20 protein-coding genes are annotated in these 19,273 nt (G+C 70.0%); 8 read left to right on the top strand and 12 right to left on the bottom strand.

Annotation, left to right across the window (positions count from 1 at the left end):
- Positions 1-55: 55 nt before the first annotated feature.
- The 7 genes from JJL56_RS23525 to JJL56_RS23495 form a co-directional block, all read right to left on the bottom strand.
- Positions 56-1,069: a glycosyltransferase family 9 protein gene (locus JJL56_RS23525; RefSeq protein ID WP_247891211.1), complete on the bottom strand. Its 1,014-nt coding sequence runs from the start codon at positions 1,067-1,069 to the stop codon at positions 56-58.
- 16 nt (positions 1,070-1,085) lie between these two features.
- On the bottom strand, positions 1,086-2,207 hold the full coding sequence (lptF, locus tag JJL56_RS23520; protein ID WP_145627453.1) for an LPS export ABC transporter permease LptF: 1,122 nt from the start codon (positions 2,205-2,207) through the stop codon (positions 1,086-1,088).
- 141 nt (positions 2,208-2,348) lie between these two features.
- Positions 2,349-4,061, bottom strand: coding sequence for a methyl-accepting chemotaxis protein (locus JJL56_RS23515; protein WP_200486507.1), 1,713 nt, complete (start codon positions 4,059-4,061; stop codon positions 2,349-2,351).
- 151 nt (positions 4,062-4,212) lie between these two features.
- Positions 4,213-4,938 (bottom strand): ABC transporter ATP-binding protein, encoded by a 726-nt coding sequence (locus tag JJL56_RS23510; protein WP_145627456.1) that lies wholly within the window; start codon positions 4,936-4,938, stop codon positions 4,213-4,215.
- Positions 4,938-5,927, bottom strand: coding sequence for an ABC transporter permease subunit (locus JJL56_RS23505; RefSeq protein ID WP_200486506.1), 990 nt, complete (start codon positions 5,925-5,927; stop codon positions 4,938-4,940). Before JJL56_RS23505 ends, JJL56_RS23510 begins: the two co-directional genes overlap by 1 nt.
- The gene (locus JJL56_RS23500) at positions 5,924-6,793 is read right to left on the bottom strand and encodes a branched-chain amino acid ABC transporter permease (RefSeq protein ID WP_145627459.1); all 870 of its coding nucleotides are present in this window, start codon (positions 6,791-6,793) and stop codon (positions 5,924-5,926) included. Before JJL56_RS23500 ends, JJL56_RS23505 begins: the two co-directional genes overlap by 4 nt.
- Before the next feature lie 98 nt (positions 6,794-6,891).
- Entirely contained in the window at positions 6,892-7,851 is a 960-nt protein-coding gene (locus JJL56_RS23495; RefSeq protein WP_145627461.1) for a L,D-transpeptidase, read from the bottom strand.
- Positions 7,852-7,925: 74 nt separating this feature from the next.
- On the opposite strand from JJL56_RS23495, the gene JJL56_RS23490 reads away from it, so the two are divergent.
- Positions 7,926-9,743, top strand: coding sequence for a tetratricopeptide repeat protein (locus JJL56_RS23490; RefSeq protein ID WP_200486505.1), 1,818 nt, complete (start codon positions 7,926-7,928; stop codon positions 9,741-9,743).
- A gap of 86 nt (positions 9,744-9,829) precedes the next feature.
- On the opposite strand, the gene JJL56_RS23485 is transcribed toward JJL56_RS23490, so the two are convergent.
- The gene (locus tag JJL56_RS23485; RefSeq protein ID WP_247889557.1) at positions 9,830-11,071 is read right to left on the bottom strand and encodes an ABC transporter substrate-binding protein; all 1,242 of its coding nucleotides are present in this window, start codon (positions 11,069-11,071) and stop codon (positions 9,830-9,832) included.
- 147 nt (positions 11,072-11,218) lie between these two features.
- On the opposite strand from JJL56_RS23485, the gene JJL56_RS23480 reads away from it, so the two are divergent.
- Entirely contained in the window at positions 11,219-12,625 is a 1,407-nt protein-coding gene (locus tag JJL56_RS23480) for a tetratricopeptide repeat protein (RefSeq protein WP_200486504.1), read from the top strand.
- 23 nt (positions 12,626-12,648) lie between these two features.
- Here the strand turns inward: JJL56_RS23480 and JJL56_RS23475 are convergent, their stop codons facing one another.
- On the bottom strand, positions 12,649-13,017 hold the full coding sequence (locus tag JJL56_RS23475; RefSeq protein ID WP_145627466.1) for a carboxymuconolactone decarboxylase family protein: 369 nt from the start codon (positions 13,015-13,017) through the stop codon (positions 12,649-12,651).
- Positions 13,018-13,149: 132 nt separating this feature from the next.
- Between JJL56_RS23475 and JJL56_RS23470 the strand changes: the two genes are divergently transcribed.
- From JJL56_RS23470 to JJL56_RS23460, 3 genes are all read left to right on the top strand, one after another.
- The gene (locus tag JJL56_RS23470) at positions 13,150-13,842 is read left to right on the top strand and encodes an endonuclease III domain-containing protein (protein ID WP_200486503.1); all 693 of its coding nucleotides are present in this window, start codon (positions 13,150-13,152) and stop codon (positions 13,840-13,842) included.
- A gap of 142 nt (positions 13,843-13,984) precedes the next feature.
- Entirely contained in the window at positions 13,985-14,440 is a 456-nt protein-coding gene (locus tag JJL56_RS23465) for a cupin domain-containing protein (RefSeq protein ID WP_145627470.1), read from the top strand.
- A 112-nt stretch (positions 14,441-14,552) separates the two neighbouring features.
- On the top strand, positions 14,553-14,795 hold the full coding sequence (locus JJL56_RS23460) for a DUF1178 family protein (RefSeq protein WP_145627471.1): 243 nt from the start codon (positions 14,553-14,555) through the stop codon (positions 14,793-14,795).
- Positions 14,796-14,807: 12 nt separating this feature from the next.
- Here JJL56_RS23460 and JJL56_RS23455 read toward each other — a convergent pair whose 3' ends face one another.
- Positions 14,808-15,719: a peptidoglycan-binding domain-containing protein gene (locus tag JJL56_RS23455; protein WP_200486502.1), complete on the bottom strand. Its 912-nt coding sequence runs from the start codon at positions 15,717-15,719 to the stop codon at positions 14,808-14,810.
- A gap of 241 nt (positions 15,720-15,960) precedes the next feature.
- Between JJL56_RS23455 and JJL56_RS23450 the strand changes: the two genes are divergently transcribed.
- On the top strand, positions 15,961-16,221 hold the full coding sequence (locus JJL56_RS23450) for a hypothetical protein (RefSeq protein ID WP_145627474.1): 261 nt from the start codon (positions 15,961-15,963) through the stop codon (positions 16,219-16,221).
- Positions 16,222-16,228: 7 nt separating this feature from the next.
- On the opposite strand, the gene JJL56_RS23445 is transcribed toward JJL56_RS23450, so the two are convergent.
- Positions 16,229-16,654 (bottom strand): hypothetical protein, encoded by a 426-nt coding sequence (locus tag JJL56_RS23445; protein WP_145627476.1) that lies wholly within the window; start codon positions 16,652-16,654, stop codon positions 16,229-16,231.
- A 32-nt stretch (positions 16,655-16,686) separates the two neighbouring features.
- Positions 16,687-18,135: a GH1 family beta-glucosidase gene (locus tag JJL56_RS23440; protein ID WP_200486501.1), complete on the bottom strand. Its 1,449-nt coding sequence runs from the start codon at positions 18,133-18,135 to the stop codon at positions 16,687-16,689.
- Between the two features lie 143 nt (positions 18,136-18,278).
- Between JJL56_RS23440 and JJL56_RS23435 the strand changes: the two genes are divergently transcribed.
- Positions 18,279-18,473, top strand: coding sequence for a twin transmembrane helix small protein (locus JJL56_RS23435; RefSeq protein ID WP_145627479.1), 195 nt, complete (start codon positions 18,279-18,281; stop codon positions 18,471-18,473).
- 21 nt (positions 18,474-18,494) lie between these two features.
- Positions 18,495-19,064 (top strand): cob(I)yrinic acid a,c-diamide adenosyltransferase, encoded by a 570-nt coding sequence (locus JJL56_RS23430; RefSeq protein ID WP_145627481.1) that lies wholly within the window; start codon positions 18,495-18,497, stop codon positions 19,062-19,064.
- Positions 19,065-19,273 lie beyond the last annotated feature (209 nt).

Here is a 19,273-nt window from a genome sequence, read left to right as displayed (position 1 = left end):
CTGAATCAGGTCCGGACCAAATGGATTGTCAGCGATCCTTCAATCCTTGTCAACTTTAGGGACCTGTCTCCGGTGATTTGCAAGGATTTGTCACGACTTCGCGGAGTTCCGGCATTAGAGGGCCCTGCGTTGCAGGCCCCAACAGTTCTCCCGCCGCCTGTTCGACCGCTTCCACGGAAATGCCGTCCATCAGACCGGTGGCCTGCGGATCGGCCTTCTGACGGGCCAGAAGCTCGGACCGCGGAACCCGGCTGATCACGGTGCGCGCCGCCACGCCCCAGGGGCCGTAGGTTTCCGGGAAGCCGGGACCGAACAGCCCGACGGTCGGCGTGCCGGCGGCGGCGGCGATGTGCATGAGTCCGGAATCATTGCCGACATAGAGCGCCGCCCGACGAACGCAGGCCGCCGCGGCCATCGGGTCGGTGCGCCCGGTCAGGTCGATGGCCCGTTCGCCCAGCGCGTCCAGAACCGGCCGGGCACGCTCCCGCTCCGGCCCGGCGGCCAGGACGGCGACGCGCCGGCCGGACAGCCGGCCGCCGGGACCGGTCAGCCGCGCGGCAAGCGTGGCGAAGCGGTCCGCCGGCCATTCCTTGCCGGTCCAGTTCGCGGTCGGGCCGATGGCCAGGAACGGTTCCGCGCCACCGGGCAGCAGCCGGTCGGCCTCCGCCTCGGCCGCCGCGTCGATCCACAGGCAGGGGGACGGCGGCGGGGACAGGCCCAGCACCCGCCCGATCTCCTCCACCTTGTGGAGATGCGGGGCGCGGGCGTGGAAGAAACGCTGCTTCGCCAGGACGAGACGGCCGACCGCGGAGTTGCGCAGATCGACCACCAGATCCCAGCGCGTGCCGACGCAGGCCCGCCACAGGTCGACCCAATGCCGCGCCCAGGCCCGCTTCGGCATGGGAATCAGCCGCTCCAGCCCCGGCACGGAGCGGAACAGCGGTGCGGGCAGCGGGCCGCAGGCGATGGTCAGCGCGGCGTCCGGGTGAAGCGCCGTCAGGTGGGCCAGCAGGCCGGTGGACAGGACCCCGTCGCCCAGACGGTTGGAGGTGATGAACAGGATGCGCAAAAGCCGGTCCGCCCCCTCAGCCCGCCGCCGCTTCGCCGCCGGGCGGCACACGCCGCCGCAGGTTGCGCGACAGGACCCAGGCCGCCGGCGCCAGAGCGGCCACCGGCAGCACATACATCAGCGGCACCAGCACGGTCACCTTGGCGGCGAGGCTGGACAAGCCGAGAACGGCCGCCTGGATCGCCATCACGACCAGCACCGCGGTGGTCACGCGCACCGACTGGCCACGGCGGTTGAACTCGCCCGACAGCAGGCAGGCCAGCGCCACCATGGTGTAGGCCAGGGCCAGCAGCGGCGAGGACAGGCGGTGGTGCAGTTCCGCCAGCAGATCGCGCATCATCTTCGGATCGCTGGCCAACTGGGGCGACGGGTGCAGCAGTTCGTCGGTGGAGCGCTCGCGGGCGTCCGGATAGCGTTCGCCGCTGGCGCTGCTCAGCACCTTCAGGTCCACCGCGTAGCGTTCGAAGAAGAGTTGGGACAGACGGTTGGTCTTGCGGTCCAGCTCCTGCCGGTTGCCGTTGTAGACCACGAAGCGCGCGCCCTCCGCCCCGGTCAGCATCACCGCCCGCTCACCCATGATCGTCACCGGCTTTTCCGGGACGCGCCCGTCATGGATGATCACGTTGTGCAGGTTGGCGTCGCTGTCGCGCTCGCGCACGAAGACGCTGAAGCGGTCGCCGACCTCGTTGAACACGCCTTCGCGCAGGAACAGCTGTGAATAGTCGCTGCGCACGGCGTATTCCATGCGCACCAGTTCCTGATGGGCGGCGGGGGTCAGCCAGAGGTTCAGCACATAGACCACCACCGTCACGCCGAAGGCCAGCAGCATCGCGGGCGCGGCCAGCGCGAAGGGGCCGACGCCGGCGGCGCGCATCACCACCAGCTCGCTGTCAGCCGCCAGCCGGTTGTAGGTGAACAGCACCGCCCCGACCAGCGCCAGCGGCAGCACGATGCCGAGGAAGGTCGGCACCGTCAGGATGAGAAGCCACAGGAACACCCGCATCGGCGCCCCGGCCTCCACCACCATCTCGATCAGCCGCAGAGACTGGCTCAGCCAGATCGTCAAGGTCAGGCCGGCCGTGGAATAGAGAAGGGCGATCAGAAGATTGCGGAAGAGATAGCGTTGCAGTCGGTTCATGTGCATGCGTCACGGGGAAGCCCGGCGAGAAGCTGACGGGCTCGGGCGTCCGGGTCAAGTGCTGATCTGGAAACAGACCCGGCGCACCGAACTTTTGCGCCGCCCTTCTGCGGCGCCCCTCTGCGCACCCGGCCCACCGCATCAGGCCGTGCGCACCGCCGACAGGAACACCTCCACCTTGCTGCGCAGCCCGTCCGCCTGATCGGACAGCGATCCCGCGGCCTCCAGCACATTTCGGGCGGCGCTGCCGGTCTCGCTGGCCGCCCGGTTCACGTCGGCGATGTTGGCCGTCACGTCCTGCGTGCCGACCGCCGCCTGCTGGATGTTGCGGGCGATCTCCCGCGTCGCCGCCTGCTGCTGCTCCACCGCCGCGGCGATGGTCGAGGCGACCTCGCTGATTCGCCCGATGGTGCCCATCACGTCGCCGATGGAGGCCACCGCCCCCTCGGTCTCGCTGCGGACGGAGACGATCTTCGCGGCGATCTCGTCGGTGGCGCGGGTGGTCTGGTCCGCCAGCGCCTTCACCTCCGCCGCCACGACGGCGAAACCCTTGCCCATCTCGCCGGCCCGCGCCGCCTCGATGGTGGCGTTCAACGCCAGCAACCGGGTCTGGGACGCCACCTGGGTGATGAGGTCGATCACTGCGACGATCTCCGCCGAGGCGCTGGCCAGGCTGCGCATGGCGTGGTCGGCGCGCTCGGCCTTGTGCACCGCCTCGTCGGCGATGGCGGTGCTGCTGGCGACCTGCCGCCCGATTTCCTGCACCGAGGCGGCCAGCTCCTCGGTCGCGGTGGCGACGGTCTGCACGTTGGCGCTGGCCTGCTCCGACGCGCCGGCCACCGTCACCGACTGGCGGGAGGTCTGCTCCGCGGTGGCGGCGAGCTGGCTGGCCGTCGCCTTCATCTGCACCGCGGCGGCGGAGACCGAGCCGAGCACGGCCGCCGCCTCGCGGTCGAAGCGGCCGGTCAGCTCCTCGATGGCGCGGGCGCGGCGGGCGCGGAGGTCCTGCTCGGCGTGCTCGCGCTCCGCCGCCTGCCGCGCCGCGATCATGTTGTCCTTGAAGACCAGCACGGCCTTGGCCATCTGCCCGATCTCGTCGCCCCGCCCGGTGGCCGGCACAGGGGTCGCGGAGTCGCCGTCGGCCAGCCGGCGCATCGCCTCCGTCATGGCGCCGAGCGGCCGCACGATGGAGCGCGAGGTCAGCAGAACCGCCGCCGCCGCAACCAGCAGCCCCAGGGTCAGCAGAACCGCCTGCACCATCACCAGACGGTCGGCGCCCTGGATCATCCCCGCCGTGTCGGCCTGCAGCAGGGCGCGCTGGCGCGGGATCAGGCCGCTGGCGTCGCTCGACCGGGCGTCGCCGACCAGGAGGCTCATCACCTGATTGGCGCGGGGGATCGCGTCGTCGTTCAGGGAGTTCAGCGCCCCCATCTGGTCGCCGATGGTGCCCAGCGATTCGGCCATGTCCTGATCGCGGCGCAGATGGTCGAGCAGCGGCTTCACCGCGTCCCAGGTGGCCCGCACCTGCGGGTCGGTCCAGCGCGACGACAGGCCGTCCATCTCCTGGCGCAGGGCGTCGATGCGGTCCCACGCGACGTTGCGTTCCTGCTTCAGATCCTCGCGGTTGGTCAGCAGGTAGCCCTGCATGGCCGCGTTGGTGGCGGTGACCGACGCGACGATGCCCTGCCCGGCCAGCGCCGTCGGCATGCGGACATCGGCCACCAGACGGCTGAGCGTCTTCCCGTTGTCGGTCAGGAGCAGGCCGGTGCCGACCGTCACCACCAGCACCGCGATCACCGCCGCGAAGCCGATGGACAGCCGTTGGCCAATCCGCAGATTGCCGAGTGCCTTCATTCGTTCCTCCCGTGCAGCACCCTTTTCGGACGCCTCTTTTTCGACCGGACGTTGCTGCGCCGGCCGCTGCCCTTAGCGTGGAACGAATGATGGCCCAACAAACATTAATGGAGTGTTTCCAGCGCCGAGGTCGTCCGATGCGAACGGCCGGTCAGAGATCCTCGGCGCCCAGGTACGATTCGATCACCTTGGGATTCGCCACAACCTCAGCAGGCAGGCCGTCGGCGATCTTCTCCCCATGGTCCAGCACGACCACCCGGTCGGACAGGGCCATGACGGCGCGCATCACATGCTCGATCATCAGGATCGTCATGCCCTCCTGCCGGTTCAGGTCGCGCAGCACCTCGACCATGCGGTCGACCTCGGTCGGGCGCAGGCCGGCCAGCACCTCGTCCAGCAGCAGCAGGATCGGACGGGTGGCGAGCGCGCGGGCGACCTCCAGCCGCTTGCGGTCCGGCAGGGTCAGGCTGCGCGCCGGACGGGCGGCCTGATCGGCCAGGCCCAGCCGGTCCAGCAGCCGCCGGGCGTGATCACGCGCCGCCGCCACCGACCGCTCGCGGGCCAGCGCGCCGACCACCACGTTCTCCTCGACCGACAGCTGCCCGAACGGCTTGACGATCTGGAAGGTCCGGCCGATTCCCGCCGTGCAGATGCGGTTGGGTTTCAGCCCGGTGATCGGCGCGCCCTTCAGATGCACCCGCCCCTCGTCGGGCGGGAAGACCCCGGCGATCAGGTTGAAGGTGGTCGTCTTGCCGGCGCCGTTCGGCCCGATCAGCGCGACGATCCGGCCCTCCGGCACGGAGAAGCCGACGTTGGAGACGGCCTTCAGCCCGCGGAACCGCTTGGACAGGCCCTCGACCTCCAGAAGCTCCGCCATCACGCGTCCTCCCCGGGGCGGCGGACGAGGCCCAGCCGGTCGGCCAGCCACGGCCACACCCCGTCCGGGCGGTAGACGACGATCACCACCAGCGCCACCCCGTAGAACAGCTGCTTCAGGCCCGGCAGGTCGAAGCCGGTCGCCTCGATCAGGAAGGTCAGCAGCTCGCCCAGCGGGGTCAGGATGAAGGCCCCCAGGATCGGCCCGATCAGCGTGCCGATGCCGCCGACGATGGCCGGCAGGATGATCTCGATGGAGCGGCCCATGGAGAAGACCTGCTCCGGGAACAGGTTGTTGAAGTAGAAGGCCTGGAACACCCCGCCCAGCGCCGTCAGGGCGGAGGACACGGCCACCGCGGCGATGCGGGCGCGGAACAGGTCGACGCCGACCGCCTCCGCCGCCTCCGGCTCCTCGCGCACGGCCAGCCACTGGTAGCCGAGGCGGCTGTGCAGCAGCACCCGCGAGAGGGCCAGCGCCACCAGCACCAGCGCCAGGATCACGTAGTAGAACAGCTCCGGCGAGCCGCGCAGGTTCAGCAGATCGTTGCCCGCGTCGCCCGCCACCGGGATGAAGAAGCCGCCCGAGCCGCCGAACCATTGGAGATGGTCGAAGCCGATGCGCGCGACCTCGGCGAAGGCGATGGTCAGCAGCGCGAAATGCACGCCGCGCACGCCGAAGCGGAAGCCCAGGAAGCCGATGAAGCAACCCGCCGCCGTCGCCGCCAGCATGGCCACCCACATCCCCGCCCAGGGGCCGATCCCGAAATGCACGAACAGCGCCGCGCTGGCGTAGGCCCCCAGCCCGACATAGAGCGCGTGGCCCAGCGACAGCAGGCCGGAGAAGCCCATCATCACGTTCCATGCCTGCCCGACATAGGCGAACCACAGCACCGTGGTCAGCACCGACAGGACGTAACGGTCGGCGATCATCGGCGCGGCCAGCAGCAGCACGCCGCACAGCGCCAAAAGAACGATCCCGCGCCCCGTCACGACCGTTTCCCCAGCAGGCCCTGCGGGCGCAGAAGCAACACCACGATCAGCACACCATAGCTGAAGAGGGATTTGAGCGAGGGGTCCAGCAGGAAGCCGGCCATCGCCTCCGAAAAGCCGATCAGCATGCCGCCCAGCAGGGCGCCCGGCAGGCTGCCAAGCCCGCCGACAATGACGATGATGAAGCTCAGCAGCGTGTATTCCGGCGCCAGTTGCGGGCGGGAATCGACCAGCAGCGTCATCAGCGCGCCGGCGATGCCGACAACCCCGGCGCCGATGCCGAAGGTCAGCGCGTAGAGCCCGTCGATGTTCAGCCCGACGACGCGGGCGCCCAGCGGGTTGTCGGCGCAGGCGCGGATGGCCTTGCCGGTGCGGCTGAAACGGAAGAAGGCGAACAGAACCGCCGCCACCACGATCGCCCCGGCCCCGGCGCGCAGCCGCACCGCGTCGAGCAGCAGCGGCCCGACCTCCACCGTGTCGAAGCTGTAGGGCACCATGACGTTGCGCGAATCCGGTCCGAACAGCATCAGCATGGCGTTCAGGATGATCGTCGCGATGCCCAGCAGCAGGATGAACTGCATGTGCTCCGGCCGCTCCACGAAGCGGTTGACCAGCCCGCGCTGCAGCACCCAGCCGAAGGCGAACAGCACCGCCGCCACGACGGGCGCCGCCAGGATCGGGTCGAGCCCGAGCAGGCTGGCCAGCAGCACGGCGCCGTACATGCCGGCGACCATCATCTCGCCATGCGCGAAGTTGACGACGCGCACGACGCCGAAGATGACCGACAGGCCGAGCGCCGCCAGCCCGTAGACCAGCCCGGTCAGCAGGCCCGACGCGGCGATGTTCAGGTAATAGTCAAACGGCATGCATCATTCGCCCTTGGGAGAGCCCCGGATGGCCAAGCCTGAGCGGCGTAGCAGTCCTTCGTAGTCGTGACAAGTTTCCTGTGCGGATCAGGCGGCGCTCAGCGGCGCTTTGCCTCCTCCAGCCGGACGGTCAGGGCGTCGCTCAGGCAGGCCCGCGCCGCGGCGGCGACCGCCGGGTCATCCTCCATGCCGCGGCGCACCCAGCAGCGGGCGGTGATGCGGTCGTCGAAGCGGCGCTCGTCCTGGAGCAGCGCATAGGCCGCGGCGTCGCGGCGCTCCGCCGGCAGGGCGGCGAGGTGGCGTTGGTGCAGCCCGCGCGCCCGCCCGTCCAGCGCGGCCAGTTCCGGCACCGTGCAGATCATCCGGCGCAAGGGCGCGCCGGCCGTCGCGCAGCGCGGATCGGCCAGGATGGGAAGCGGCGGCGGTGCAACCTTCGCAAGGGGCGGCGGGGCTGGCGCTGGGAGCGGCGCCGCGACGGCAATCGCGACGGCGGGTTGCGGTGGCGGGAGGATTGCCGGCCCGGAGACGACTCGGACGGGCGCCCCCACCGGCACCGCTTCGAAGAGAGTGGCGATGTCGGCGGGCAGCATGCGGAAGCAGCCGCCACTGGCCCGGCGCCCCACCGAATCCGGCTCGTTGGTGCCATGGATGGCGATGGCCGTCCAGCCGAGGTCGAGCGCGAATTTGCCCAACGGGTTGGACGGTCCCGGCGGCACCGACGCCGGCAACGCCGGGTTTTCCCGGCGCTGGTTGGCGGTGGGGTGCCAGGTCGGGTTGCGCCGCTTGCGCAGGACCTGGCTGTCCCCCAGCGGGATCGCCACGCCGGGCCGTCCGATGGCGACGGGGAAGGAGCGCGGCGGACGCCCGTCCTCCAGCAGGTGAAGCCGGCGTTCCGTCAGGCTGATGACGATTCGCGGTCGCGGCGCGGTTGCGGCGTCCGAGGCCGACGCCACCACCCGATCCTGCGCGCGGACGCCGCCGGGCGAAACGAGCGCGAGCGCAATCGCCAGGGTTGCCGTCGGGACGAGATGCCACAAGAATGTCGCGGTGCGCTGCATGGGAAAAGTTCAGCGCATCCGCCCTAAAAGCGCGTAAACATGCCGTCAGGGACCAAGCAGCAGGAACGCCGACCATGGACACCATCGAACAGACGCTGGCCGTTGCGACCGAACACCACCGCGCCGGCCGCACCACGGAGGCGGAACGCCTGTACCGGGAGGTGCTGGCGGCGTCGCCCGGCCATCCGGACGCGCTGCATCTGCTTGGTGTCATCGGGCTGCAGGGCGGCCGGCCGGCGGAGGCGGTGGACCTGATCGGACAGGCGGTGGCCGCCGACCCGACCTCGCCGCTGCTGCACGCCAACCTGGGCCACGCCCTGCACGCCACCGGCCAGACCCGCGACGCGGCGTTGAGCTTCGCCCGCGCCCTGACCCTGCTGACCAACGACGGCGAAGGCTGGGGCAACGTGAGCGCGTTGGCCGGGCTGATCCGCCGCTACGACGACGAGACCCGCCACGCCGCGGCCGCCGAGGTCGACGCGGCCTATGCCATGGGCGACGTGATGCGCCGCCATTCGCTGCTGTTCCTGCTCGACGGCGACATCGCCCATTACGAGGCGCTGACGGACGCCGTCCTGGAAGACCCGATGCGCTTCTCCGTGCCGTCGATCCATTACGCCTTCTGGGGCATGGCGATGCAGCTCTTCCAGGGCGCGGCGCGGCGCGGCGATGCCGGCGCCTTCCACACCGCGAGTTTCACCGATTACTACCGCCTGATGGTGGACGAGACGGCGCTGCGCTACCACCTGCGCCGCCGCATGAAGCGCGCCACGCCGCGCGGCGAGGTGAAGCGGATCGCCCTGATCACCAACCAGATGCTGGGCGCCGGTCACCAGCCGACGGCGGACGCCTTCGACTTCGCCCGCCGCCTTCAGGACGAATTCGGGCGCGAGGTGGTCATCATCAACCCGAACGCCATGGCGATCACCGGCGAGAACGGCTTCGTCCCCGAATATTCCTACAACATCACCGAGGAGTATGACGGGGAGCAGGTCATCGCCGCCTTCGGCGCGCGGGTCCGCATGATGTCCTTCCCGCAGAAGCGCTTCGACGAGGAGAAGGTGAACGCCATCATCGACTACGTGGACGGCTTCGACCCCGACGTCATCGTCGCCTTCGGCGGGTCCAACGTGGTGGCCGACCTGTTCTCCGGCGCCCGCCCGGTCATCTGCCTGCCGACCTCCTCCGGCCTGCCGCTGTCGATGGCCCGGCTGGTGCTGGGCTATGGCGAGGCCGACACCACCCACGGCTGGCCGGCGGACATGGCGGAGCGTTTCCGCCCCTTCTCCTTTGGCTGGACCCTGCCGCCCACGGGGCCGGAGCGCGGCCGCGCCGATTTCGGCATTCCCGAAGCCGGGCCTGACGCCGGGCCGGATGGGGGACCGCTCTTCCTCGTGGTCGGCAACCGCCTGGACCAGGAGGCCGGGCCGGACTTCCTGGCGCTGGTCGACTCGTTGCTCGACCGCCTGCCGGAGGCCCGCATCGCCGTCGCCGGCGGCGTGGAGTCGCTGCCGCAGCGGATCGCCGCCCTGCGCAACGCGGACCGGGTCCACACGCTGGGCGACGTGGAGGACGTCCGGGCGCTGCACCGGCTTGCCACCGCCTACCTGAACCCACGCCGCCAGGGCGGCGGCGGCAGCGCGGCCTTCGCGCTGGCCGACGGGGTTCCGGTGGTGACCGTCGCGGCGGGCGACGTGGCGACCGTGGCCGGGCCGGCCTTCACCGTGGCCGACGACGCGGCCTATCTGGAGCGCGCCGCCGCGTTGGCGAGCGACGCGGCCTTCCGCGACCGGCAGTCCGCCGAGGCCCGCGCCCGGTTCGCCGCGGCCGGCGACCGCAGCGCGTCGGTGGAACGGCTGCTGGCCTACGGGCTGGAAGCCCAGACGGCATAGCGGCATCGGGCAGGGCAAAGGGAAGGGCAAAGGGAAGGGACGCGGCCCCTTGTGACCGCGTCCCCTCCCGTCTCACACTCTCGCGATCAGGCGCGCTTGCCCCAGCCCGGCATCGGGAACACCGGGTCCATCTCCGCGGAGCCCTTGGGCAGGACCACGGTCGGGCGCAGGTTGCGATTCTGCAGGCAGGCGGAGACGAGCTGGGTGTTCTGCCCCTTCTCGTCGAAGGTGATGGCCGGGCCAACCATCATCTTGTCCTTCAGGTTGGTCTGGCGCAGCGCCTCCAGCAGGGTGGCCGGCTCCGCGGTCCCGGCGCGCTTGAAGGCGTCGGCGGCGACCAGGATCGCCTCCAGCGTGAAGGCGACGTTGAAGGCGTAGCCCTCGAACCGGTCGTTCGGATACTGCTTCTTGAAGGCCGCCTCGACGCGCTTGGTCAACTCCGCCTTTGGGTCGTACCAGGGCAGATTGGTGATGGCGTAGTCGGCGTACTTGCCCAGCACCTTGTAGAACTGCTCGTCATACAGGCCGGGCGAGCCGGGGGAGACGATGCCCTTGGGCTCCCAGCGCTGCTTGACCATCTCGCGCACCAGCATGATGGCGTCGTTGGCGCGGGTGGTGACGATGGCGAGTTCGGCGCCCGTCGCCTTGGCCTTGGCCACCTCGACCGCGAGGTCCTGGGCCTTGGGGTCGTAGGAGATGCTGTCGACGATGCCGAAGGGCATGTCCAGCTTCGGGAACAGGGCGTCCATCGCCTGCTTGTTCGCCATGCCGAAGGTGTCGTTGGCGTGCAGGAACACCGCCGTCTTCGGGGTGACGCCGCTGACCGCGAACAGGTCCTTCATCAGCGCCAGCCCGTTGGTGACGAGCATGGTGGAGGTCGGAAAGTTGCGGAAAACGGTCTTGTAGCCCTGCTCGGTCAGGCGGTCGGCGGCGGCGATGTTCATCACCAGCGGGACGCCGCGCTGTTCGCAGACCTGGGCGGCGGCGGCGGTCTGGCCGCTGTCGAAGGCGCCGACGATGACGTTCGCGCCGTCGTTGATCAGCTTCTCGGCGCGCGAGCGGGCGACGTCGACGTTCGATTCGGTGTCGGCGGACAGGATCTCGACCTTGTAGCCGAGTTCGCCGAGGATGGCCGGCGCGATCTCGGCGCCGCGCTGGCAGGCCTGGCCCGCCTGGGCGAGCAGGCCGGAGCGGGGCAGCAGCACGCCCACCTTCAGCGCGGTGCCCTGCGCGAAGGCCGGCGCCCGGCCGAAGGCGGCGAGCGCGCCGGCCGAGAGGGCGACCGAGGCCGCGGCGGTGCCGAACTGACGGCGGGTGAGTCCTCCCATGGACCCATTCTTGCTGATGCGATGATCGTTCATTATCGGGTGTTTCCCTGAGGCATGGTCCCGGAGCGGATGATTTCCCCGCAATTGCCTTTGTGTCAAAGTGGAATCCACCGGAAGGCGACACACGGACGAGACGGACCCCACCGAATGGCGACCATCGAGGAGGCGCTGGGCATCGCGCTCGACCATCTGAAGGCCGGGCGTGCGGCGGAGGCGGGGGACCTGTACCGGCGAATCCTGGACGCCGATCCCGACAACCCGGAGGCTCTGCACCGGCTGGGCCTGCTCGCCGCGCTCGGCGGCGACCGGGAGCGCGGCATGGCGATGATCGCGCGTTCGGTGGATCGGGACGGCGGCGACGCCGACGCGCACTTCAACCTGGGCGCCCTGCTCCACGTCGCCCTGCGGACGGAGGAGGCGATCGCCGCCTACCGCCGTGCGCTGGCGCTGCGCCCCGACTTTCCCGACGCCGAGTATCACCTGAGCGAGGCCCTGCAGGCCATCGGCCGCATTGGCGAGGCGCTGGAGGTGCTGGACGCGCTTCTGGCCCGCCACCCGCATTTCGTCCCCGGCTGGCGGCAGAAGGGCGACATCGAGGCCGATCTCGGCCGCCCCGGCGCCGCCGTGTCCTTCTACGAAATGGCGCTCGCCATCGACCCGCATGACGAAGGGGCGCGGGAGCGGCTGGCGGCGCAGGCCGCGGCCTTCCGCGCCCGCCGGGCGGTCCTCGACGGGGCCGGGCCGGACGGGCGGCTGGACCTGCGCGACGTCACCGTCCTGGTCCCCTTCCGCGCCGACAGCGCCGACCGCAAGCGCAACCTGCGCTGGATCGTCTCCTTCCTCCTCAAGCACGCCGACACCACCGTCCTGATCGGCGAGGACAAGGCCGGGCCGAGCGACGTCGCCGACGCGCTGGGGCCGGAGCTGGCCGCCCGCTGCCGTCATCTGCATCTGACCGGCAACGACACGCCCTTCACCCACAAGGCCCACCTCCTCAACCGCATGGTCGAGGCGGCGGAGACCCCCATCGTCGCCCTGCACGACACCGACGTCGTGGTCGATCCCGTGCAGTACGCGCTGGCCCGCGACGCGGTGCGCGGCGGGGCGGCCATGGCCTTTCCCTACAACGGGCTGTTCTTCTGGATTCTGGGGCGGGAGGCGCACCGGTTCGGCCACACCCTGTCGGCGGCTCCGCTGAACGCGGTCTGCCCGCGCTTCCCGCTGATGCACCGCGACTCGCCGGGCGGCGGCGCCTTCTTCGACCGGACGGCGCTGCTGGCGGCCGGCGGCTACAACGAGCGCTTCGTCTCCTGGGGCTACGAGGACGACGAGATCGTCGAGCGGCTGCGCCGGCTGGGCCTGCGGGTCGAGCGGGTTTCCGGGCCGCTGTACCATCTGGAGCACGCGCGGCCCGAGAACTCCACCGATCGCAACCCCTTCATCGACGCCAACAAGGCGGAGTTGGAGCGCATCCAGGCCATGGACGCCGACGCGCTGCGCACCGAGATCGCCGCCGGCCGCCTACGCCGCCCGCTGTTCTCCAGCGCCGGATAGGGGCGGCCAGCGGGACGCCGGGGTCAGCCGGCCTTGTCCTCGTCCAATCGATTCCCGGCGAACTGGTCGAACGCCTCCGTCGCCATGGCGGCGTACATCACAGACGGGCCGGCGCCCATGTAGATCGCCATGCCCAGCGTCTCCATCACCTCCTCCCGGCTGGCGCCCTGCTGAACGGCGGCCTGGGCGTGGAAGGCGACGCAGGCGTCGCAGCGCGTCGCCACCCCGATGGCCAGCGCGATCAGCTCCTTCGTCTTGGTGTCCAGCGCCTTGGCCTCCAGCGCCGCCCTGGCGATGGCCGAGAAGCCCTTCATCACCTCCGGAGCGCCCCCGCGCAGTTCCCGCACCGCGCCGGACATGTCCTTCGCCATCTGCGGCCAGTCCTTCACCATGGCTTCGACCCTCTTCTAATTTAGTATTTACTAATATATAGAAATCGCGTTGTGTTGCAAAGGGGAATGGGGAGCAACCCTGCCCTGCCCGCTGTTTCGGTGTGGCTCCCTTCACCATGCCAGCGACCGACCATGCCTCTGCGCTCCGCGCCCCCTCTCGCCGACAAGGAACCCTTCGACATCGACGAGGCGTTCCGGCGCCTGCGCCAGGCCGTGGCCGGACGCCCGAAGGCCGCGATGTTCGCGCTGCGCGACCGCGGCTACGGCAGCCCCTTCGAGCAGTTGGTCGGCAGCCTGATCTCCGCCCGCACGCGCGACGAGACGACGATGGTGGTCTGCGAGCGGCTGTTCGCGGTGGCGCGTACGCCGCAACGGATGGTCGCCTTGACGCCGGAGGAGCTGACACGCTTGCTCGACGGCGCGACCTTTCCGGAGCCAAAGGCCCGCGACATCCGGGCTCTGTCCCGCCAGATCATCGCGGAGCATGGCGGGGTGGTGCCCGACACGCCGGACGCCCTGATGGCCTTCCACGGAGTCGGTCCGAAGATTGCCGCGCTGACGCTGGCGGTCGGATTCGGTATTCCGGCGGTGGCGGTGGACGTGCATGTGCACCGGATCGTCAACCGCTGGGGCTTCGTCGCCGCCCCGACGCCGGAGCGCACCATGGTCGCGCTGATGGAGCTGTTGCCCCGCCATTACTGGGTGGAGATCAACGAGCGGCTGGTGCCCTTCGGCAAGTGGATCTGCACCGGCGACCGCCCGCGCTGCTCGACCTGCGCCATGCTGTCCATGTGCCGGCAGGTGGGGGTGACGACCCATCGCTGAGGCGGCGCAGCCCCCAGCTGCCACACTTCGCCGCAGGTCGCAACAAAAGGTTGCGGTTCATCGCTATTTTTCTCCATTTTCGGCATACTGCCACAGATATGCAGCCAAAGTCTTTTCAAGACCACGGCATGGAGCGCACGCGATGATCGTGAGAAACTGTTTGCCGACGGTGGCCATCCTTCGCACCGCCCTGGCCGCCGCCGCGCTCCTCGCCCTGGTCGGCGGGGCCTCCGCGCAGGACAAGCCAGCGGCGCCGGGGCCGATCGTCAAGACCCTGCTTCAGGCCACGACCACCGCGGACGGCAAGGCCTTCGCCTACCCGGACGGGAAACCTCTGGTGACGGCGCGGCTGGTCGAACTGCCGCCCGGCGGTGAGATCATCCGCCACCGGCACGCCGTTTCGCCGTTCATCTACATCCTGGAGGGCGAGTTGACCATCGCCAGCGACAGCATGCCGACGCAGGTCTACAAGGCTGGCGATTCCTACATCGAGCAGGCGGCGTGGCACAGCGGCCGCAACCTGAGCGACAAGCCGGTGCGGCTGCTGTCGGTCTATCCCAGCGCGGAGGGCGTCGCCCTGTCCGAACGCCCGCAATAGACCCGTTCCCCAGGCCGGAGCGCGGCGGTTTGATTCACGTCATCGCGGGGAGCGGCGAAGCTCGGCCATGGTCGCCACCCCTCCGTTGTCCATTCCACCCAGGGACCCCGCGATGATCCTCTACGCCCTGCGCTGCGCCTGCGGCCATGAATTCGAACAATGGTTCAAGAACATGGCCGATTACGACACCCGCAAGGCCGATGGCCTGTCCTGCCCGTCCTGCGGCGGAACCGAGGTGTCGAAGGCGATCATGGCGCCGCGCGTCGGCGCGTCCAAGCCGGCACCGGCGCCGATGCCCGCCTGCAACCCGTCCGGATGCGGCAACACCATGTGCCCGATGTCGCAGATGGCCTGAGAAGACGGAGTCTTACCGCCGCCCGCGCCCACCGCTGCTGAGCGGCGGCAGGGCACCGGTGGTCAACTCCTCCCGACGGCGGCCGCTGCCGAAGCTCGGCTCGCGGCGCTGGTCGCGCGGGCCGTCGTTGCGCGGCGCCGGCCGCGGGGCGTTGGCCCGCCCGCTGCGCCACCACGCGAAGCCGATGCCGAGCACCGTCGCCCCGATCACCCCCATTACGCCGTAGCGGGCTCCGTTGGCGGCCCAGCCCGGCAGCATCGACCCGCTGTCCGCCGCCGGCTCGACCACCGGGACCGGCTGCCCCGACGGGGTAGTCGCGGTGACGCTGGCCCGCGGCGCCGCCTGCGGCACCGGCCCCTGCCCCTGCCCCTGAGAGGACCCCATCACGGAGGCCACGGGGGCCGACGAGGCGGGGGCGCCGGACGGGCCGCCCGACGAAGGGCTGCCGCTGGTCACGGGCGGGCCGGCGCTGAACTGCGCGCCGCCGCCGACGCTGCCCGTCCCGCTGTCGATCCGCTGGGTGGGGGCGGCGCGGGGCACCACCTCCCGCTGCGGTTCGCGCGGCGCCTGGCCGGGACCGCCGCCGCCGACCTTCTGCTGGGCGAGGTTCCCGACCGTCGCCGGGGCCTTGCCCTCCCGCTCGCCCATCATCTTGGCGATGGTCGCCTTGTCGAGCTGGTTGGTCACCGGCAGTCCGTGGGCGGCCTGATACTTGCCGAGCGCAGCCTTCGTCTCGGCGTGCATCTGGCCGTTGGCCCGCCCGCCGATGTTGTAGCCCTTGTCCTTCAGGATGGTCTGGGCCCATTGGATGTCCGCCGTCGATTGCGCCCGAACCGGAGCGCCCGCCAGCAGACCCGCAGCCAGAACCGGCACCACCACAGCCAACGCGACCGCGCGGCGCGCGCGGTGCGAACCACCCGTCATGACCATCCTCCGTCCGAGACACCAACCGACCATCGCCTGTCCACTATCGTGGATGCGCGACCGTGTTACCAGATTGCGGCGGATTTCCGGGCGCGATTTTTGTGCGCCTGCGTTGCGGCGGCATCAGGTCCACATCCCCCTTGGCGCCCTCGGAAGGACCGGCCAATTCTCCATCCGTTAACCAATGCGCGCGCAAAAACGTGGTATAGATCGCATGAGGCGTTTTGTGGGAGGCCGTGGCATGGCGACTCTGAGACACGCGATCCTGGCGGGCGGAACGCTGTTGCTGGCGGCCTGCGGCAGCACCCCGGCCTACCGGGAGTGGACGGCCACGGAGACCACGGCGACCGCCGCCTACGACGAGTGCATCGAGCAGGTGGACAACACCATGCGTCTGCGCGGCTATCCCTACCGCCCGCTGCCGGAAACGCCGCAATTCCGCTACCGCAAGGAAATCTTCGCCCTGTGCATGCGGCGCAAGGGCTACACGGCGGACGACTGAGCCGTCTTCACGATCCCGGCAGGCCGTAGCGCAGATACAGCACCCCGCCGATCAGCAGCCCGGCCAGCACCACCGCGGCATAGAATTTCAGGGGCAGCGGGACCTTCTCCCGCCGTCGCAGCCCCTTGCTCACGGTGGCGCGGGGCGCAGCCCTGGCCGGAGCGGACGGGCGGCCCATCCCGGCCGCTCCCCTCTGGTTGGGGTCGTGCAGTTCGATGAGCTTCCAGTTGAACTCCATCCCGTCGCCGCCGGCCCCGGCGTTGTGGTCGAGTTGGATCAGGCGGAAATAGGCGCGCGGATTCACCCGCACCATCAGGTTGAAGCGGGCACGCGCGTGGTCGAGGTCCTCTCCGACCTCCAGCGTCTTCCAGCCCTTGCCGCGCGCCTTCTGGATGGCGAAGCGCGTCGGCTGGGCGGCGGCAACAGGCGCCATGATCGCAGCACCATCCCCTTAAACCGCGCCCCTCACACCGAGGTCGGAACGCCCTTCCTCCGGATCACGTCGGCGTACCAATGGTAACTGGCCTTGGGACGGCGCTCCAGGGTCTGGCGGTCCACCTCGATCAGGCCAAAGCGGCGCTGATAGCCCTCGGCCCACTCGAAATTGTCCAGCAGGCTCCACACGAACCAGCCCCGCAGGTCGACTCCCTCCTCCAGCGCCTGATGACCGGCCAGCATGTGGCGGCGCAGGTAGCTGATGCGGTCGTTGTCCTGGACGAAGCCCTTCGGCCCGGTCTGATCGGGGTAGGCAGCGCCGTTCTCCATCACATAGACCGGCGGGTTGCCGTATTCCTGCTTCAGCTCGATGAGGAACTCGGCGATTCCGTCGGGCTCCACCGGCCAGCCCATCCCGGTCGTCGGCGTGCCCTCCGGCGGGGAGCCATAGCCGGTGCCGAACAGGCCCGCCGGGTCCGGCTGCTGGTGCATACGGCTGTAGTAGTTGATGCCCAGGAAGTCGATGGGCTGGCGGATCGCCTCCAGGTCGCCGGCCTTGACCAGCGGGGCGAAGCCGTCGCGCAGCAGCTCCGGATACTCGCCGCGCAGCAGCGGGTCGAGGCAGGCGCGGTTCCACACCGCGTCCCACATCAGCGAGGCCGCGTAATTGGCGTCCAGCCCGCCGACCGGCCACACCGGCTGGAGCGACAGCACGGTGCCGAGCTGCCAGTCCTTGCCGCCGCCCGCCGCCCGCAGCGCCTTCAGCGCCATCCCCTGGGCGAGATTCTGGTGGTGGATCGCCTTGAAGTAATTCCCCTTGCCGATCAGTCCCGGCGCGTGCCCACCCAGCCCGTGGCCGAAGATGGCGTGGACGGACGGCTCGTTCAGCATGGTCCAGTGCTTGGCCCGGTCGCCGATCCGCGCGGCGACGATCTGGGCGTAGTCGGTGAACCAGCCGGCGATGTCCCGGTTGGTCCAGCCGCCGCGGTCCTGAAGCGCCTGGGGCAGGTCCCAATGGTACAGGCAGGGCCAGGGCGCGATGCCCTTGGTCAGCAGCGCGTCGGTCAGCCGGTCGTAGAAGTCCAGCCCCTCGGCGTTGGCCGGGCCGGTGCCGGTCGGCTGGACGCGCGGCCAGGCGACGGAGAAGCGGTAGGCGTTCATCCCCGCCTTCGCCATCAGATCGACGTCCTCGGCGTAGCGGTTGTAATGGTCGCAGGCCACGTCGCCGGTGTCGCCGTTCGCCACCTTGCCGAAGGAATGGCTGAAGGTGTCCCAGACGCTGGGGCCGCGCCCGCCCGCGGTCACCGCCCCCTCGATCTGGTAGGAGGAGGTCGAGGCGCCCCAGACGAACTTGTCGGGGAATGCGGCCAGCACTTCCGACGGCTGGGCCACCGCGGCGCGGCGCGTGGTCAGAAAGGCCCCGGCCGAGGCCGCCAGACCGGTGGCCGCCGCCGCCTTCAGGAAACTCCGCCGCCGCATACCGAATTCCTCTCGCCGTCCGGGTCGTCCGCGACAATGTAAGAAGACCGGGCGTCAGCGCAACAGGCGCCTCGCATCGGAATGCCCGTGCGACCGGTTTGGCCGGTGTAGGCGTAACCTGGACCGTGAGGTATGATGGCGCCATGAACGGACTCTTCATGTTTCTGCTGATCGTGGCGCTCGGTCTCGTCGTGGCGTCGCTGTTCTCCGGGCTGTTTTTCATGGCGCGCGGTGGGCAGGGCGATTCGCGCAAATCGAACCGGGCGATGCGGATGCGCGTGGCGCTCCAGGGGGTGGCGCTCGTGCTGTTCCTGCTCGCCATCCTGACTCACGGCTGATTGAGGACACCCACAGGAATCATGGTCAAGCTGACCCGCATCTACACCCGCGGCGGGGACCGCGGCCAGACCTCGCTCGGCGACGGGCGCCGCGTGCCCAAGCATGACCCGCGCGTCGTCGCCTACGGCACGGTGGACGAGGCGAACGCCGTCATCGGGCTGGTTCGCCTCCACACCGCGGACCTGCCGGAGACCGACGCCATGTTGTCGCGAATCCAGAACGACCTGTTCGACCTGGGCGCCGACCTCTGCACGCCGGAGGCGGAGGACCCGGCCTACCCGCCGCTGCGCATCCTGGAGTCGCAGGTGGAGCGGCTGGAGGCGGAGATCGACGCGATGAACGCCGACCTCGCCCCGCTCAACTCCTTCATCCTGCCCGGCGGCTCGCCGGCGGCGGCCCATCTGCATCTGGCCCGTACGGTCGTGCGCCGGGCCGAGCGGCTGATGACCGAGCTGGCGGACACGGAACCGGTCAACCCGGCGGCGGTGAAATACGCCAACCGCCTGTCCGACCACCTGTTCGTGCTGAGCCGGAAACTGAACGCGAACGGAGCGGCCGACGTGCTGTGGGTTCCGGGCGCAAACCGTTGATGCAATTCCGCCTCCTTCGCGCTTGCGGCGTAGGCGGCGTTGACAGCCAAAACGTCAACTCCTATGGTCGCAGCGCTGTCACAAGCTGCCCGATTCGGCGCCAGCGGCGAAGGTGCGCCTGCATAATTCAAGAAAAGGGTGGGATATGAAGGTCCTCGTCCCGGTCAAGCGGGTGGTCGATTACAACGTCAAGATCCGCGTCAAGGCGG

Origin of the sequence: Azospirillum aestuarii, assembly GCF_016632405.1 — a bacterium.
Taxonomy (GTDB): Bacteria; Pseudomonadota; Alphaproteobacteria; order Azospirillales; family Azospirillaceae; genus Azospirillum; species Azospirillum aestuarii.
The sequence above is the reverse complement of the archived record's forward strand: the minus strand, read 5'-3'. Positions and strand labels throughout refer to the sequence as shown.